Genomic DNA, 15257 nt, shown 5'->3' on the forward strand with positions numbered 1-15257 from the left:
ACGGAGACCAGCCCCCCATGAGCGACATCGTCAACGGACTTGGCCGCGCGAGCGCGTACGGCGCCCTCGGTGTGGTCCTCCTGATCCTCGGCATCCTCCTTATAGACCTGCTGACGCCCGGCAAGCTCGGCAAGCAGATATGGGAGGACCGCAACCGCAATGCCGCGCTGTTGCTCAGCTCGGCGCTGCTGGGGATCGGCGGCATCGTGTTCACGTCGATCTGGACGACGTACGACAACTTCGGCAAGGGTCTTGCCTCCACTGCCGCGTTCGGTCTGCTGGGTCTGGTGATGATGGCGGTGGCGTTCCTGGTGGTGGACCTGGTTACGCCGGGCAAGCTCGGGGCGACGCTGGTCGAGGCGGAGCCACACCCGGCGGTGTGGGTGACCGCGTCCTGCAATCTCGCGGTGTCGGCCATCGTCTCGGCGTCCATCGCCTGAGTACGACGATCTGGCTGGACACACGCCGCCACCAGCAAGGCAGTTGATACCGTCGAGGTTCGCCCGGAGCCCCCGGGCGGGGCTTTCGGGGGGATTGATGAAGCCGCGTCTGGTCTTCGTACACGGCATCGGCGGTCCACGCGATGCAGCCGCCGAACTCGACTCCTGGCTGCGCGCACTGGCCGACGGTGCCCGCGCCGCGGGCCATGCGCGGCGGGTCCTCGATCTGGTGCAGGGCTGGGCGGCGGAGACGCGATTCGCTTACTACGGCGATCTGTTCGGCGTCGCCGAGGCGCAGGGGTCGTCGGACACGGACGACGAAGCCGACCTGGTCGGCGAGTTGCTGTTGGAGGCCCTCGACGAGCGGTTGGCCGAGCCGGTGGCGGACGACGAGATCCGCATGCTCCGCCACGCCCGCGCCCAACTCGCCCCTGAGGGCGCCTCGCAGGGCCTGGGCGAGGCCGCCCGCCAGGTGCTCAACGCCGCCAACACCCTGCTGTCGGTGCCCGGTCTGCGCACCTTCGGCGGCTGGGCCAGCGCGGGGCTGATGGTCGGCCAGCTGCGTCAGGTCGCCCGCTATCTGCGCCGCGGCGAGCCGGATGCGGAGGGCCTGACCCTCGACGCCCGGATCCGCCACCGCGTCGAGCAGGCTCTGGACCCCGCCGGACCCACCATCGTCGTTGCGCACTCCCTCGGCACTGTCGTATCGCTGGAGACCCTGCACACGCACGGGGAACGCGTACCGCTGCTCGTCACCCTCGGTTCGCCGCTGGGTATGCGCAGGGCAGTGCAGCCCAAGGTGCATCCGCAGCCGTTGCAGGTACCCGGCTCGGTCGAGAGGTGGCTCAACTTCTGGGACCGGGACGATCTCGTCGCCGGAAGGCCGCTGCTGGAGAAGTTCGTACGCCCCAACGACCGGTCCGTACTGCCTCTCAGCAGGCGCATCGACTCGGACGGCGTGTGGGTGCACCCTGCCACCAAATATCTCGCACAGCCGGCCGTCGCCGGACCGGTCGTCGAGGCGATCGAGGCAGCCACGACCCCATGACAGCCACAACTCCCCGCCGCCACACCCGCTTCCGTCTCCCACAGCCATCTGCCGCAGGACCGGGAGCGTGCACGCGCGCTCGGGCTGCCTGTTCCGGAGCCGGGCGAGTGGGTCAGCTATCGCACGCCATAGCCCACAGGTGGTGCATGGCGTACGAACGCCATGGCCGCCAGGCTTCGGTGTCCCCCATCGTCGCCTCCCCCGCCAGGAGCACATCCGGATCGCCAAGGGCCCGCATCCGGATGTAGCCCGCCGTCCTTTGTCCGATGCCCGGCAGCGCGAGCAACTGCCGTTCGGCCTCGTCCCGGTCCGCGCCCGGATCGAGCACCACCGAGCCGTCCGCCAGCGCGGCGCTCAGCGTACGCAGTTCGCCGGGCTCTGCCTCCGCCAAGTCCTCCACACGCGGGAAGAGATGCGTCAGCCCGCCGCTCGGCTCGGTCAGCCGCTCCCCGTACGCCGCGACCAACGCGTCGCCAAGCTCCCGTCGGCCCAGCACCGCCCGCACCGCGAGCTCGTGCGGATCGGCCGCGCCCGGCGCTCGCATGCCCGGGCGGGCCGCGACCAGGGGGGCCAGTGCCGGGTCCGTGCCGAGGCGTTCGGCGACCGCGCACGGGTCGGCGTCCAGGTCGAAGAGGCGGCGCATCCGCTGGGTGGCCGTGGTCAGATCGCGCAGGCAGACCAGGTGCAGGCGGCACTCCAACCAGCCTCCCCCAGCCTTCGGCCGGGGGGACCCCCAGCCCGGCTGTTCGTCCATCTCGGCGACGCCGGGGCCGCCCGGCAGCCGGAGCGTGCGCCGGTAGACGCGGGAGCCTCGCTCTCCGACGACCTCCTCGATGCCCGTGATGGTGCGAGCCGCAAGGTAGTCGAAGACTTCCACGGACGCGTACGGGCCGCGATAGGCCAGCCGCAGCGGGACCCCCGCGGCGCCGCCGCCCGTCGAGCCGACCGGGCCGACCGGGCCGAAGCGCGAGCCGCGTCCGGGGCGGGCGGAGCGGAGTTCGCTGGGGGTGGCAGCGTAGATCTCGCGGATCGTGTCGTTGAACTGCCGTACGCTCGCGAACCCCGCCGCGAACGCGATCTCCGCCACCTGCAGAGTGGTCGTCTGCAGCAGTACGCGCGCGGTGTGGCCGCGCTGGGCCCGAGCCAGGGCGATGGGGCCCGCGCCGAGTTCGGCGTTCAGCTGCCGCTGGACCTGGCGGGCGCTGTAGCCCAGTCTGCCGGCGAGGCCCGCGACACCCTCCCGGTCCACGATCCCGTCACCGATCAGCCGCATGGCACGGCCCACGACGTCGGCGCGGGCGTTCCACTCGGCGGAGCCCGGCACGGCATCCGGGCGGCAGCGGCGGCAGGCCCGGAAACCCGCGCCCTGGGCGGCCGCGGCGGTCCGGTAGAACCTCACGTTCTGCCGCTTGGGGGTGATCGCGGGGCAACTGGGCCGGCAGTAGATCCCGGTGGTGGAGACGGCGAAGAAGAACACGCCGTCGAACCGCGCGTCCCTGCTGCTCACTGCTTCGTACCTGCTGTCCTCGATCGTCATGGGGCCAGTATGGGCACCCTCCCGAGGCCGGGGCTGGCGGAAATCGGACACGACGTTTCCACCGGCGGCGAAGGCTAGTACGCCGTGATGACCAGCGGGCCGCCGTGCGCGGACGCCCGGCTGATCCAGTCCGCGCCCAGGTACAGCGACCGGCCCGGTACGGCAGTACGCAGCAGGCGCTGCCGGTGCAGCACCCGCCCGTCCTGGCTGACGACGAGTACGGGCAGGGCGAGCCGCCCGGTCGTACGCAGCGCGAACCGGCCCCGCATCGGCGGGGGCCCGGCGGGGTCGATGCGGTTCGGCGCCGCCCAGCGCAGCGGGTCTTCCACCTGCACGGTCAGCACGCGACCTGGCCACGGTTCGCCCGCGAGATGGCGCAACACCTGTTCGGCCGCGTGCCGGCCCTCTTCCGCGGCGATCTGGGCCGCCTCCACGCCGTGCAGCAGATTGCCCGCGGCGAAGACCCCGGGCTCGGCCGTGCGCAACGCGGTGTCGACCGCGGGTCCACGGGTGCCGGGGTCGAGTGGGACACCGCCGCGCCGGGCGAGCTCATGGTCGGGGATCCAGTCGCCGGTGAAGACGATCGTGTCGCAGCGGAGTGTGGTGGTTCTGCCGTCCCTGTGCCGCAGCCCGGCGCCGGTCAGGCGGCCTCGGCCGAACAGCTGCGTCACCGTCGCCTCGGTGAGCAGCGGGACGCGTCGCCGCGGTGACACCCAAGGAGCGCGCGGCTGATCGGTGACCACCGCGACGACGTCGGCTCCGGCCGCCCCCAGGGTCCGCACCGCCGAGTACGCGACGGGCTCCGCGCCGACGACGACGGCACGGCTGCCGACCGGCTGTCCGTACAGATGGACGGCCTGCTGCAGCTCGCCCGTGGTGAGTACGCCCTGCGGCCGGGTGCCCGGCACAAGGCGGGCGCTGCGCGGGCGTTCGCGCGCCCCGGTGGCGAGGACGACGGCCCGTGCGCCGATTCGCTCCAGGCCGTCCGGGCCGGTGGTGTCCAGGGTGCGGGGGCCCGCCCAGCCGGTAACGGTGACGCCGGTGCGCAGATCCGCTCCGGCGCGCACGGCGTCGTCGACGACGTGGCGGGCGTACTGCGGGCCGCTCATGGGACGCCGCAGGTCGCGCAGCCCGAAGCCACCGAAGCCACCGAGGTGGCAGTGCCGCGGGATGCCGCCCGCCTCTTGCTCCCGCTCCAGGATCTCGACCCGGCCCGCGCCCGCCGCGGCGAGCCGGGCGGCGGCGGCGAGGCCCGCCGGTCCAGCGCCTACGACCAGTACGTCGACCGCTCGCGTCACCCGGTTCATCGTCGCTCCTCGAACAGCGCGCGCACCGTCGGCCCGCAGTAGAAACCCTGGCAGCGGCCGCCGCGCGCCCTGGTGCGGCGCCGCAGTCCGTCGAGGGAACCCGGTGGGACCGTACTGTCCAGCGCATCGCGAATCTCACCGCGGGAGACGCGTTCGCAGTGGCAGACGAGCGTGCCGTACTCGGGGTCGGCGGCGATGAGATCGGCACGCTGGTAGGGACGGGGGAACGCCTCGCCGATGTTCGGCATGCGTACGGGCTCCAGTTCGCGGGCGGGCCCCAGGTCGAGTCCGGCGTCGGCGAGCAGGTCGGTGACATGGGCGGCGATGGCCATGGAGGCGGTCAGACCGGTGGAGCGGATGCCGCCGACGGCGACGTACCGCTGCCGTGCGTGCGCCCGGATGCTGTAGTCGTCGTGCTCGGTGGCCGGGCGCAGGCCCGCGTAGACGGCGGTGACCTCCTCCTCGACCAGTTCGGGCATGATCCGTCGGCCCTTCTCCAGCAGGAAGTCGAGCCCCTCGGCCGTAGATCCGGTTGCCTGCTTGTCGTCGAGGTCCTCCGCGGTCGGGCCGAGCATCACATTGCCGTACACCGTCGGTGACACCAGTACGCCCTTGCCGAGCGCGGTCGGCACCGGGAGCAGGATGTGGTGGACCAGGTCGCGGGCGAGTTTGTCGAAGACGATCAGCTGGCCGCGGCGCGGGGTGACGGTGAAGTCCCGGTGGCCGAGCTGCCGGTCGAGTTCGTCGGCGTACAGACCGGCGGCGTTGACGAGATACCGGGTGCGCAACAGGCCGCGCTCGGTTACCAGTTCATGGTGGGTGCCACTGCTGACGCTCTCCACCCGGCAGTTCAGATGCAGGCCGGCGCCGGCGCGCACGGCCTGGGTCGCATACGCGAGGGTCGTGGTCCAGGGGCAGATGATGCTCTCGCCGGGGACGTCGAGTGCACCGAGTGCGCCGGACCCCAGGTGCGGCTCGCGCCGCCGTACCTCGTCCGCGCCGATCAGCCGGGCGTCGTGGTAACCGTTGCGCTCGGCCTTGGCGGCGAGGGCGGGGAGCGCTGCGAGCTGCTCCTCGTTCCAGGCGACGAGGAGCGCGCCGAGCGGTTCGAGGGGGATGCCGTTCTCGGCGGCGTAGGCGGCGAGTCGCCGCCGGCCGTCGCGTACGAGGCGGGACTCGAGCGTGCCGGGGACGGCGTCGAAACCTGTGTGCAGGATCGCCGTGTTGGCTTTGGAGGTGCCGTTGCCGACGTCGTCGCTCGCGTCGACGAGGGCGGTGCGGAGGTGGTGACGGGCGAGTTCGCGGGCGATGGCCGAGCCCACGACGCCGGCGCCGACGACGATCACATCGTGCATCGTGTCCGGCAACTGCCCGGCACTCGTGACGGTCATGGTGCTCCCCGCCTCACCCGTCGGCCGGAGGGGTACGGTCGTCGGCCGCGGGCGTACTCGCCGGGGGTGCAGGCGTACGGTCGAGGAGCGCGGCCACCTCACGGCGGAAGCCCGCGAGTCGCTCGGCGGCCTCGGCGGCGCCGATCCGCGGCTCGTAGACGGCTGACGGCTGCCAGGCGGGTACCGCCTGCTCGGCCGTCAGACCCGGATCGATGCCGAGCCGTGCGACGGCGCCTACGCCGAGAGCGGTGGCATCGGGCAACGCCGATACTTCGACGGGCAGTTGGAGAAGGTCGGCCTGGGTCTGCATCAGCAGCGCCGAGCGCGTCAGACCGCCGTCGACACGCAGACCGCTGAGCGGTGTGCCGAGGTCGGCGGCGACCGCGTCGGTGAGCTCGGCGACCTGCGCGGCGATGCCTTCGCACAGCGCGCGGACGAGGTGCCCTGGCCCGGTGTCCAGGCCGAGGCCGGTGAGCGAGCCACGCAGGTCTCCGCGCCACCAGGGCGCTGCCAGTCCGGCGAGCGCCGGTACGAAGGTGACGCCGCCGCTGTGGGGCACGGCGGAGCCGACCGGGTCGAGATCGGCGGCGCCCGAGATCACTCCGAGGTCGGTGAGCCAGCGCACGGCCGAGGCTGCCGTGTAGACCTGTCCGTCGAGGCAGTAGCTGGTGCGTCCGCCGAGCCGCCAGGCGACGCAGCTGACAAGGCCGCTGCTCGTACGGCGCGGGCGCGGCCCGGTCTGGGCGAGCAGGAAGGCCCCCGTGCCATATGTGCATTTGGCGGTGCCGGGTTCGGTGACACTCTGGGCGAGCAGCGCGGCCTGCTGGTCGACGAGGAGCCCGGTCAGGGGTACGGGGGCGCCGAAGGCGTTGGTGATGCCGACCGGGCCGTCCGCGTCGACGACCTCCGGCATCCGCTCGTCGGCGAGGCCAAAGATGCCGAGTGCTTCGGGCGACCAGGCGACTCGGTCGAGGTCGAGGAGCTGGGTGCGCCCGGCCGTCGCGGCGTCGGTGACGAACGCACCGGTCAGGCGGTGGATCAGCCAGGCGTCGCTCGTGGTGACAACACCGTCCCGGGTGAGTTCGCGGCGGATCCACGCCATCTTGGGCGCGGCGAAGTAGGGGTCGAGGGGCAGTCCGGTCAGCCGCGTCAAGTCGTCGGCATGCTGGGCGAGTTCGGCGCAGAGGGGCTCGGACCGCCGGTCCTGCCAGACGATCGCGTCGGTCAGCGGTTCGCCGCTCACAGGGTCCCATGCGAGCACCGTCTCGCCCTGGTTGGCGAGGCCCATGGCGGCTACGGGCTCTCCGGCGTCGGCGATGGCCCGGCGTCCCGCGTCGATGACCGAGCTCAGGAGCGCCGCGGGGTCGACCTCCACGCTCCCGCCGGAGCTGTAGCGGGGGTTCACCGGCGCGGAGCCGGTACCGATCACGCCCCGCTCGGGGCAGATGACCAGCGCTTTCGTACCGGAGGTGCCCTGGTCGACGGCAAGCACCGGGCCCGTCATCGGCCACCCCGCTCTTCGATAGTAAGGAACCTTGATCATTGACGGAAGGAAGCGTGGTGCAGAGCGCGTCCGCCGTCAAGAGCCACCCTCGCCGATGAACGTCTTCATGTAGCTGACACACAATCAACACCTTGCTGCTACACCATGGTTGAGTAAGATCACCGCAAAGCTCCGCCCCACCCGCCCCCGCCGTACCAAGAGGTTTCATGACAACCGCAACGCGACCGGACTGATGTCCCAAGACGCTTTCCGACCGGTGTACCACCCGGCGGGTCATGACAGTGAACTGCGCTCCGCCATGGAGGACTTACGCACCGGCCGCTGGCTGTCGATGCGGAATCTTCTGACCGCCACCTCCGACTGGGCACTGTGGACCCAGCGCACCCAGGTGCTTGCGGCGGTGGCCGCGGGATCGGACGCCGTGCAGGCCTGGCGCGCCGAGGAACCCCGCTCCCTCGCCGCGACCGTGATGCACTGCCGGGTCACCGTGGAGCGTGTACTGCGCGCCCACCGCGAAGGGCACCGGCGCACTCAGGAGCTGTGGCACGAGGCGTGGGAGGCCTGCCGGATCGCCGCGCACCAGGCTCCCGAGGACCCGGTGCCGTGGGTGTGTCTGCTGGCGCTGGCCCAGCTCGACGAGAAGCAGCGGATGGACGAGCACCGGGTGGCACCGCCGGGGCCGATGCTGTTCCCCGGCCCGTGGGGGCTGCTCGCGGAGGCCGACAAGCGCGATCCGCACAACCGCGAGGCGTACCACCGGATGCTCCAGTTCGTGTACGCCCGCAAGTCCGGCGGCCATCTGTCGGAGGCGGTCAACTATGCGCAGTGGGCGTCGTCTTCGGCGCCCGGCGGCTCGGCGCTGCGGGCCCTCCCGCTCTATGTCCGGGTGGAGCGCTACCGCCGCGAGAAGGGCCATGAGAAGGCGCTGGATCTGCACTGGGTGACGGACGACGCGGCCCGGGACGCCGAGCGCGCGCTGCACTTCTGGTTCGACCTCGTGGACCCGGCCGGGAGTTCTCTGCTGGATCTTAATCATCTGGCGCACGCGCTGTGGGGCGCGCATCGATTCACCGACGCGGCCCGGGTGTTCGAGGCGCTCGGTCCGTACTACACCGCGCCGCCGTGGGCGTACCGCACGCACAGCCCCGGCAATCCCGGCCTTGCGGAAGAGGTGTTCCTCCGCGCCCGCAGCCGCTGCCTCGCCGCCGCGCGCGACGCGGTCCCCGACCCCTGACGCGCGTCCCCCGCTCCCCCTGCCCCAGCGCGTTCGAGTACCTGCACCTCCCCCGTCCCTGTCCGCTCAGTGCATCTCCCTTTCCCCCGGAGGTACTTCGATGTCCATGTCCCCGCCCAAGTGGCCGAGTCCGGACCAGACTCCGCCACCCAAGGACGAGGAGGAGCGACTGCGGGAACTCGGCTATCAGCCGGTTCTGGCGCGCCGCATGGGAGGCTTCGGCAACTTCGCCATCAGCTTCTCCGTCATCTCGATCCTGTCCGGCTGCATGACGCTGTACGGCTTCGGCCTGAACACCGGCGGCCCGGCGGTGATGCTCTGGGGCTGGGCGGGTGTCGGTCTGTTCGTCCTGTGCGTCGGCATGGCGCTGGCCGAGGTCACGAGCGCGTACCCGACATCCGGCGCGCTGTACTACATGGCCGACCGGCTCGGCGGCCGCAAGTGGGGCTGGTACACCGGCTGGCTCAATCTCCTGGGCCTGCTGGGCGCGATCGCCGGCATCGACTACGGCGCCGCGCTGTTCACCGGGGCCTTTCTGAATCTGCAGTGGGGATTCACTCCCACCCCCGGCTCCACAATGATCATTTTCATGTGCATTCTGCTGCTGCACGCCGTACTGAATCTGTTCGGCGTCCGCCTGGTCAGTCTGCTGAACTCGGTCAGCGTGTGGTGGCACCTGGGAGGCGTCGCGCTGATCGTCGGCGCGCTGGCCGTCGTGCCGTCCAGCCACCAGTCCCCCGAGTTCGTCTTCACCGAGTTCGTCAACGGCACCGGCTGGGACAGCCCCATCTATGTGGCCGCGATCGGTCTGCTGCTCGCGCAGTACACCTTCTCCGGCTACGACGCCTCGGCGCATCTGTCGGAGGAGACGTCCAACGCCTCCGTCTCGGCCTCCCGCGGCATCGTGCGCTCCATCTGGGTCTCCTGGATCGCCGGTTTCGCCCTGCTGGCGGGGCTTACCTTCGCCATCCAGGACTACGCGGGCACGCAGGAGAGCGCCACGGGCGTGCCGCCGGCCCAGATCCTGCTCGACGCGCTCGGCGAGGGCGGCGCAAAGGCACTGCTGCTTGTCGTGATCGTGGCGCAGCTGTTCTGCGGCAACGCCGAAGTGGCGGCGGCCAGCCGGATGGTGTTTGCGTTCAGCCGTGACAACGCGCTGCCCGGCTCGGCGCTGTGGCGGAAGGTGAGCGGCCGCACCCAGACTCCGGTCAACGCGGTATGGCTGTCGGTGGTCTTCGCCTGTCTGCTGGCCGTGCCGTCGCTGTACTCCGTGACGGCCTACGGCGCGGTGACCGCCATCAATGTCATCGGCATCACGCCCGCGTACGCGATCCCGATCTATCTGAAGCTGCGCGCCGGCAGTCGCTTCGAGCCCGGCCCCTGGAGTCTGGGCCGCTGGAGCAGGCCGATCGGCTGGATCGCGGTGGTGTGGGTGGCCATTGTGACGGTGCTGTTCTGCCTGCCGCAGTCGAACCCGGTCACCGTCGACTCGATGAACTACGCGTCGATCGCGCTGGTCGCGGTGCTGGTCCTGGCCACCGTGTGGTGGTTCGTGGCGCGCCGTTCGTACAGCACACCGCAGGCGTACGGCTCCGCCCGTGAGCAGGCGGAGATCGCGGACCAGATCGTCTGAGACGCACCTCGACGAACAGTATTGGGGCCCGTCCGCCGGACCGGCCCCGCTACTGTTCGTCGTGTCCGGCGCACAGCGCAGTTCATCACCGAACGCACCGACGAACCACGTGCCTCCCGCGCGACATTCCACCGCCAGGACCAGCAGGCTGAGGGAAGCCACCGCGAGTACGCATCCCACCACGACTCGTAGCCCCCGACGGGCGTAACCCGCTGAACAGCGGCTCACAGCAGGCAGTGCTCATGCCGGGGCCGCAGCAGATGACTCCGGGGGCTTCTGGAGAGACGCTGGAGGCATGTCCGCATACCCGCCGATCGTCGTGCACCGCATCTCCCCGTCGGGTGGCCGTCGGGTGACCGTGCGCGACCAGATCATGGGCCTCGCCCACTCCGACAACGACCTGATGGAATTCCTCCGCCGGGCCGGGCTGCCCGACTCCGCCACGCTCCTCGACGACCCGACCTGGATCGAGTGGGTGGGCGACCGGCGGCACGAGTACGACCCGCTGGAGATCGTGCCCTGAACACCTGTGCCCCGGCGTAGAGTTCGGTCGATCGACTGTGACGGGCGGGGGGCACGATGAGCAGAGCTCGTGCAGTGCGGAGTGCGGGTGGGTGCGCGGTACTGGCCGTGGTGGTCGCCGGCTGTACGGCGCCCGCACCGGATGTCGACCCCAGGCTGAGGAAGGCCGTCCAGCCGGTCGTGCACGAAGCACTGGTCGCGGGTCTGCAGAAGGAGGGCGGCATGCTGGCCGACTCCTCACTGGCGGCCGGGGCCCACTGGTTCTGCGCGGAGAAGGTCGTCGAGATCCGCGAGACGCACGACGGGGCTCTGAGGGTCGGTCTCGACGCGATCTGCGCCGAGCTGGCCTCCCGGGACCGGGCCCTCGTACAGGGAACGGGCGTGCGAGCCCCCTGGGTGATGGAGCTGACCAGGGACGGCAGGGGCGGCTACCGCGTCCGCCGCCAGGACTGCCCGCCGGACGGTGCGGGATACGACGAGTGGATCGGCCGCTCCTTCTCCGAGGGCGGCGCTCAGGTGGTGCGGCACGTCGATTGGGACGGCACGGCCACGATCGAGGCGACGGCGCGGGCACAGTTCCGACTGCCGGCGGACGCACCGGTGACAATGCTGTAGAGCGCCGTTGTCAGTGCCGCGCGAGATGCTTGACGGTCCGACACCTTCCCAAGGGGGAAAGCGCTATGACCGATCCCGAGCTGGCCGCGGCGCAGGCCTACGTACGACTGCTGCACACCACCCGGGCCGTCCTCGACGATCCGGAGCACCCGCCCCTTCCCCTGCCGCTGCTCGCCGCCCCGATCGCCGAGGCGGACGAGGCGCTGCGCGCCGCCGGCCTGGCGGGGAACGAGGCCGACTTCTTCGATCTGGTGAGCAGGCTCCAACCAGCGCTGCGCGAGGACCGTCCGGTGCCCTGAGTCCGGTTCGGCCGGGCGGCGGTGGAGCTGCGCCTCTGCCCGATCAACCCGTTCGGCCGGATGAGGCCGAGGGGAGGTTCCGCCGGTCACGGGCCACGGGTCACGGGCCACGGGTCACGGGTCACGGGCCACGGGCCACGGGCCACGGGTCACGGGTCACGGGTCACGGGTCACGGGTCACGGGTCACGGGTCACGGGTCAGGGTCGCCGGTCGACCGGTTCTCACCGGCCAGGCTTCGACACCGGTCGCGCCTGCGCCCCAGCGGCCCGGGCCGCAATGATCCGCCAGGGCTGACGGCGCGGGTGGGCTGCACCCGGGACGCATGCCCCGTGCGCAGCCCACCTGCGTGACCGTGCGTGACACTTACCGTCCGGACGGCCTCTGCATCCGTTCGGCGGCCCGCTCCGCGGTCTCGTGGGCCTTGCCCGACATCTGCTCGCCGCGGCCCTCCACCTGCATGCTCCGGTCACCCATGGCCTTGCCAGTGGTTTCCTTCATCTTGCCCTTGGCCTGCTTGGCCTTCGCCTTTGCCTTACCCATGACGGTTCCTTCCGTGATTGGGGTTGATCGGCGTAACCACCTTGCGCCCGTTGCCCTGAGTACGCAAACGGACACATAGCGCAACAATGAGTTGTGGTCCCTACGTCTCGTCTCCCGGAGCTTCGCGTCGCTCAAGCGGCCGGGTGGCCGGCCCGTGCAGGACCGCACCGTCCGTGGCGAAGCGGGAGCCGTGGCAGGGGCATTCCCAGACCCGGTCGAGATCGTTGAAGTGCACCAGGCAGCCGAGGTGCGTACAGCGCGCGGACAGGGCCTCGACGTGCCCCGACTCGTCGCGGTACACGGCACGCCGCTTTCCTTCGAGCCGAACGACCGCTCCACTGCCCGGTGGGATGTCCTGCACCGAGTCGACATGGCTGGTGTGCAGTCGGTCGCCGACGAAGTGGTGGGCAACCGCCGTCTGGAACCTGGCCAGTTCCCCCGTTTCCCGCATCGCGGGCAGCCTTCGCGGATCGTACAAGTCGGTCCAGGCAGGCCGGGGTCCACCCGCGATGTGAGCCGCGAGCAGACGCCCGGCCAGTACACCGTTGCTCATGCCCCAGCCGCCGAATCCGGTTGCCACATAGACATGTTGGCTGCCGGGGTGGGCATGGCCGATGTACGGCAGATGGTCGCTGGAGTCATTGTCCTGCGCCGACCACTGATAGGCCCGCTCCGCCGCCGCGTACCCCGGCAGCCGCTGGCGCGCCCAGGCCTCGAGGCGAGCGAACCGTTCCCCAACCCGGCCTGCCCCGGGCTCGAACGATTCCCCGGTGACGATCAGCAGCCGCCGTCCGTCGTCGTACGGTGCACTGCGCAGGGACCGGACCCGGTCCTCCGGGCTCAGATACATGCCTGTCGGGGCGGCGTCGGCCGGCACCGGTGCAGCGATCACCAGTTCGCGACGCGGCTTCAGCCGGGTGAAGAGCAGCGTGCGGTCGAAGACCGGATAGTGCGTCGCGACGACGGCGTCACGTGCCTCGACCGCCGCGCCGTTCTCGGTCGACAGACGGCAGTGGGCGCCGTCGCGGAGTCCGGTGACACGGGTGCGCTCGTGAATGCGTCCGCCCGCACCGGTGATCTTGTCGGCCAGGGCGAGCAGGAACTTCCTCGGGTGAAACTGGACTTGCCCCGCTACGCGCACCGCGCCGGCCACCGGGAAGGGAAGCTCGGTGTCGGTCACGAAGGACGCGTCGAGCCCAGCCCGCCGGGCGGCCTCCGCCTCGGCCCTGACCTCGCCGGCCCGCTCCGGGTCCGTTACGTACGTATAGGCGGGGGCGCGCTCCAGCTCGGCGTCGATGTCCAGGTCGGCGCAGAGGGCTGCCGTGCGGTCGACCGCATCCTGCTGCGAGAGCGCGTACAGCGCGGCGGCGTCGGCACCGTGCTCTGCCTCGAGGCGGGCGTACGCCAGACCGTGCAGAGCGGTCAGCTTGGCGGTGGTGTACCCGCTCACACCGGCGGCGATCCGGTCGGCCTCCAGGACTACGACGTCCAGGCCGGCCAGGACCAGTTCCCAGGCGGTGCACAGACCGGCGATGCCTCCGCCGACGACGGCGACGTCCACGGTCAGATCCGCACCGAGGGGCGGACTGGCGGTGCCTGGGGCGGTGGCCATCCAGTACGACTCGTCGACAGTCGGGCGTTCCGCAACCATGTCTCCTCGGCTCTCTCGTGCTGGAGGGACGGGGTCAGGCTCCCTCTCGCAGCCGCGGCAGTACGTCGGCGGTGGGCAGGCTCCGGCCCACAGTTCGCCGGGCGATGGAGGCTGTCGACCGCGCGGGCAACCTCTGGCCGCCGGCTCAACGGGTAACCACTGGCCGCCGGCTCAAACGTGCCGGCTCCCGGCTGCCGCCGTACAAAAGCAGCGGCTGATGGCCTGGCATGAGCACAGACCATCAGCCGCGTACGTTCCGCAGGCAGCTACTCCGGGAGCATGTCCCCACTGCGCATGCTGCGCTCCTGCTCGCTCTGCTCCCGCAGCTTCCGGGCCTTGTCCTGGAGCCGCTGACGCTCCTGCGGGTCGCTCGCGCGCTCCGCGGCTTCCGTCAGCTCCTGGGCCTTCCGACGCATCTGCTGCGCGCGGCCACCGGGTTCACCTGCAACGCTCATCGTCACTCCTTGGACGTTGGGAAGAGCGGACTTCCTCAGCGAACCAGCGCCACGACACGCCCGCATCTCGAACGGTCACGCACTGCGACCACGGGGCCCCGATGGCCGCCCGACCACTGCGGGCGCCCGTCGGTCCCAACTGACGCGGACCCAGGTCCTGTCCGGTCGATCAGAGCCCGGCAAGATCGGCCGGACAGGGCCCAGAGGATTCAACGGCCCCAAGAAACACGGCAGAGGCCGTGCCGGATTCCTCCGACACGGCCTGAGACCTACGACTTCGAAAAGTCGGGACGACAGGATTTGAACCTGCGACCCCTTGACCCCCAGTCAAGTGCGCTACCAAGCTGCGCCACGTCCCGATGCGCTTCCATCCGGTTTCCCGGCCGAGCGCGCAAGAGAACACTACCTCACTCCACGGAGCCGCCGGTCACAGCGCCGGGCACCGTCGCGGCCCCACGCGGCGATCTGCTCGCAGCGGCCTACGACTCGACGGGTCCGGACGAATTCCAGCCCGGCGCAGTCGCCTTCAGCCGCAAGTCCTCGGGAACGACTTCCTTCCCGCAGTGCCGGCAGCTGTGGACCAGGTCGAGTTCCTCGCCGCAGGAGTGACCGAATACCGCGGGCGGCTCCGGGACGAGCCATCGGTCGCCCCATTCGCGCAGTGTGGTCAGTACGACCAGCAGGTCCCGCCCTGCCTCGGTCAAGTGGTACTCGAAGCGGGGCGGGTGCTCGCTGTACTGCCGCCTGGTCAGCACGCCGATGGACTCCAGATGACGCAGGCGCGCGGTGAGGACGTCACGGGGAGCGCCGGTGTTACGGGCAATCGCGGCGAAGCGGCGATTGCCGAAGCTGATCTCCCTGACCGCCAGCAGTGACCATTTCTCGCCGATGGCCTGGAGCGATGCCGCGATCGAGCACGGCCTGCCGCGGGAGTCCAGGGGCCGGGTGGGGAGCGTGCCGCCCTCCGTGGTGCGTGCCTTCATGCCCACTAGGTTGCCACATCCAACTCACTCCCTCTAGCATCCCGATCTGAGCAGTCAGTTTGAATTCCAAACCATTGCGCGTTGCATCCGAACGGAG

At 70.9% G+C, this 15257-nt stretch carries 15 protein-coding genes and 1 tRNA gene; 7 read left to right on the forward strand and 9 right to left on the reverse strand.

Annotated features, from left to right (window positions below):
* Positions 1 to 17: 17 nt before the first annotated feature.
* Both OG729_RS05040 and OG729_RS05045 read left to right on the forward strand, forming a co-directional pair.
* On the forward strand, positions 18 to 440 hold the full coding sequence (locus OG729_RS05040; RefSeq protein ID WP_404727067.1) for a DUF350 domain-containing protein: 423 nt from the start codon (positions 18 to 20) through the stop codon (positions 438 to 440).
* Positions 441 to 537: 97 nt separating this feature from the next.
* Positions 538 to 1488 carry an alpha/beta hydrolase gene (locus tag OG729_RS05045; RefSeq protein ID WP_405804566.1) on the forward strand — a complete coding sequence of 317 codons (951 nt, stop codon included), beginning with the start codon at positions 538 to 540 and terminating at the stop codon, positions 1486 to 1488.
* Positions 1489 to 1600: 112 nt separating this feature from the next.
* Here OG729_RS05045 and OG729_RS05050 read toward each other — a convergent pair whose 3' ends face one another.
* From OG729_RS05050 to OG729_RS05065, 4 genes are all read right to left on the reverse strand, one after another.
* Complete coding sequence (locus OG729_RS05050) at positions 1601 to 3025, reverse strand: AlkA N-terminal domain-containing protein (protein WP_405804567.1); 1425 nt, start codon at positions 3023 to 3025, stop codon at positions 1601 to 1603.
* A 74-nt stretch (positions 3026 to 3099) separates the two neighbouring features.
* Entirely contained in the window at positions 3100 to 4332 is a 1233-nt protein-coding gene (locus tag OG729_RS05055; protein ID WP_405804569.1) for an NAD(P)/FAD-dependent oxidoreductase, read from the reverse strand.
* Positions 4329 to 5723, reverse strand: coding sequence for an FAD-dependent oxidoreductase (locus OG729_RS05060; protein WP_405804571.1), 1395 nt, complete (start codon positions 5721 to 5723; stop codon positions 4329 to 4331). The genes OG729_RS05055 and OG729_RS05060 overlap by 4 nt, the downstream gene beginning before the upstream one ends.
* A gap of 13 nt (positions 5724 to 5736) precedes the next feature.
* Positions 5737 to 7227 (reverse strand): FGGY family carbohydrate kinase, encoded by a 1491-nt coding sequence (locus tag OG729_RS05065; protein ID WP_405804573.1) that lies wholly within the window; start codon positions 7225 to 7227, stop codon positions 5737 to 5739.
* 232 nt (positions 7228 to 7459) lie between these two features.
* On the opposite strand from OG729_RS05065, the gene OG729_RS05070 reads away from it, so the two are divergent.
* The 5 genes from OG729_RS05070 (at position 7460) to OG729_RS05090 (ending at position 11530) form a co-directional block, all read left to right on the forward strand.
* On the forward strand, positions 7460 to 8461 hold the full coding sequence (locus OG729_RS05070; RefSeq protein WP_360866236.1) for a hypothetical protein: 1002 nt from the start codon (positions 7460 to 7462) through the stop codon (positions 8459 to 8461).
* Positions 8462 to 8567: 106 nt separating this feature from the next.
* Positions 8568 to 10094, forward strand: a complete 1527-nt coding sequence (locus OG729_RS05075) for an amino acid permease (protein WP_405811051.1) — start codon at positions 8568 to 8570, stop codon at positions 10092 to 10094.
* Positions 10095 to 10389: 295 nt separating this feature from the next.
* Positions 10390 to 10617, forward strand: a complete 228-nt coding sequence (locus tag OG729_RS05080) for a hypothetical protein (RefSeq protein WP_360865880.1) — start codon at positions 10390 to 10392, stop codon at positions 10615 to 10617.
* Positions 10618 to 10673: 56 nt separating this feature from the next.
* Complete coding sequence (locus tag OG729_RS05085; protein ID WP_360865883.1) at positions 10674 to 11231, forward strand: hypothetical protein; 558 nt, start codon at positions 10674 to 10676, stop codon at positions 11229 to 11231.
* A 65-nt stretch (positions 11232 to 11296) separates the two neighbouring features.
* Positions 11297 to 11530 carry a hypothetical protein gene (locus OG729_RS05090; RefSeq protein ID WP_360865886.1) on the forward strand — a complete coding sequence of 78 codons (234 nt, stop codon included), beginning with the start codon at positions 11297 to 11299 and terminating at the stop codon, positions 11528 to 11530.
* Between the two features lie 364 nt (positions 11531 to 11894).
* Here the strand turns inward: OG729_RS05090 and OG729_RS05095 are convergent, their stop codons facing one another.
* The 5 genes from OG729_RS05095 to OG729_RS05115 form a co-directional block, all read right to left on the reverse strand.
* Complete coding sequence (locus tag OG729_RS05095; RefSeq protein ID WP_405804575.1) at positions 11895 to 12071, reverse strand: CsbD family protein; 177 nt, start codon at positions 12069 to 12071, stop codon at positions 11895 to 11897.
* A gap of 100 nt (positions 12072 to 12171) precedes the next feature.
* Positions 12172 to 13722 (reverse strand): FAD-dependent oxidoreductase, encoded by a 1551-nt coding sequence (locus tag OG729_RS05100; protein WP_405804577.1) that lies wholly within the window; start codon positions 13720 to 13722, stop codon positions 12172 to 12174.
* A 266-nt stretch (positions 13723 to 13988) separates the two neighbouring features.
* Entirely contained in the window at positions 13989 to 14177 is a 189-nt protein-coding gene (locus OG729_RS05105) for a DUF6381 family protein (protein WP_360865895.1), read from the reverse strand.
* Positions 14178 to 14462: 285 nt separating this feature from the next.
* Positions 14463 to 14536 (reverse strand) — tRNA-Pro (locus OG729_RS05110).
* Positions 14537 to 14656: 120 nt separating this feature from the next.
* The gene (locus OG729_RS05115) at positions 14657 to 15160 is read right to left on the reverse strand and encodes a helix-turn-helix domain-containing protein (RefSeq protein ID WP_360865897.1); all 504 of its coding nucleotides are present in this window, start codon (positions 15158 to 15160) and stop codon (positions 14657 to 14659) included.
* Positions 15161 to 15257 lie beyond the last annotated feature (97 nt).

Source organism: Streptomyces sp. NBC_00210 (genome assembly GCF_045160975.1).
Classification (GTDB): Bacteria; Actinomycetota; Actinomycetes; order Streptomycetales; family Streptomycetaceae; genus Streptomyces.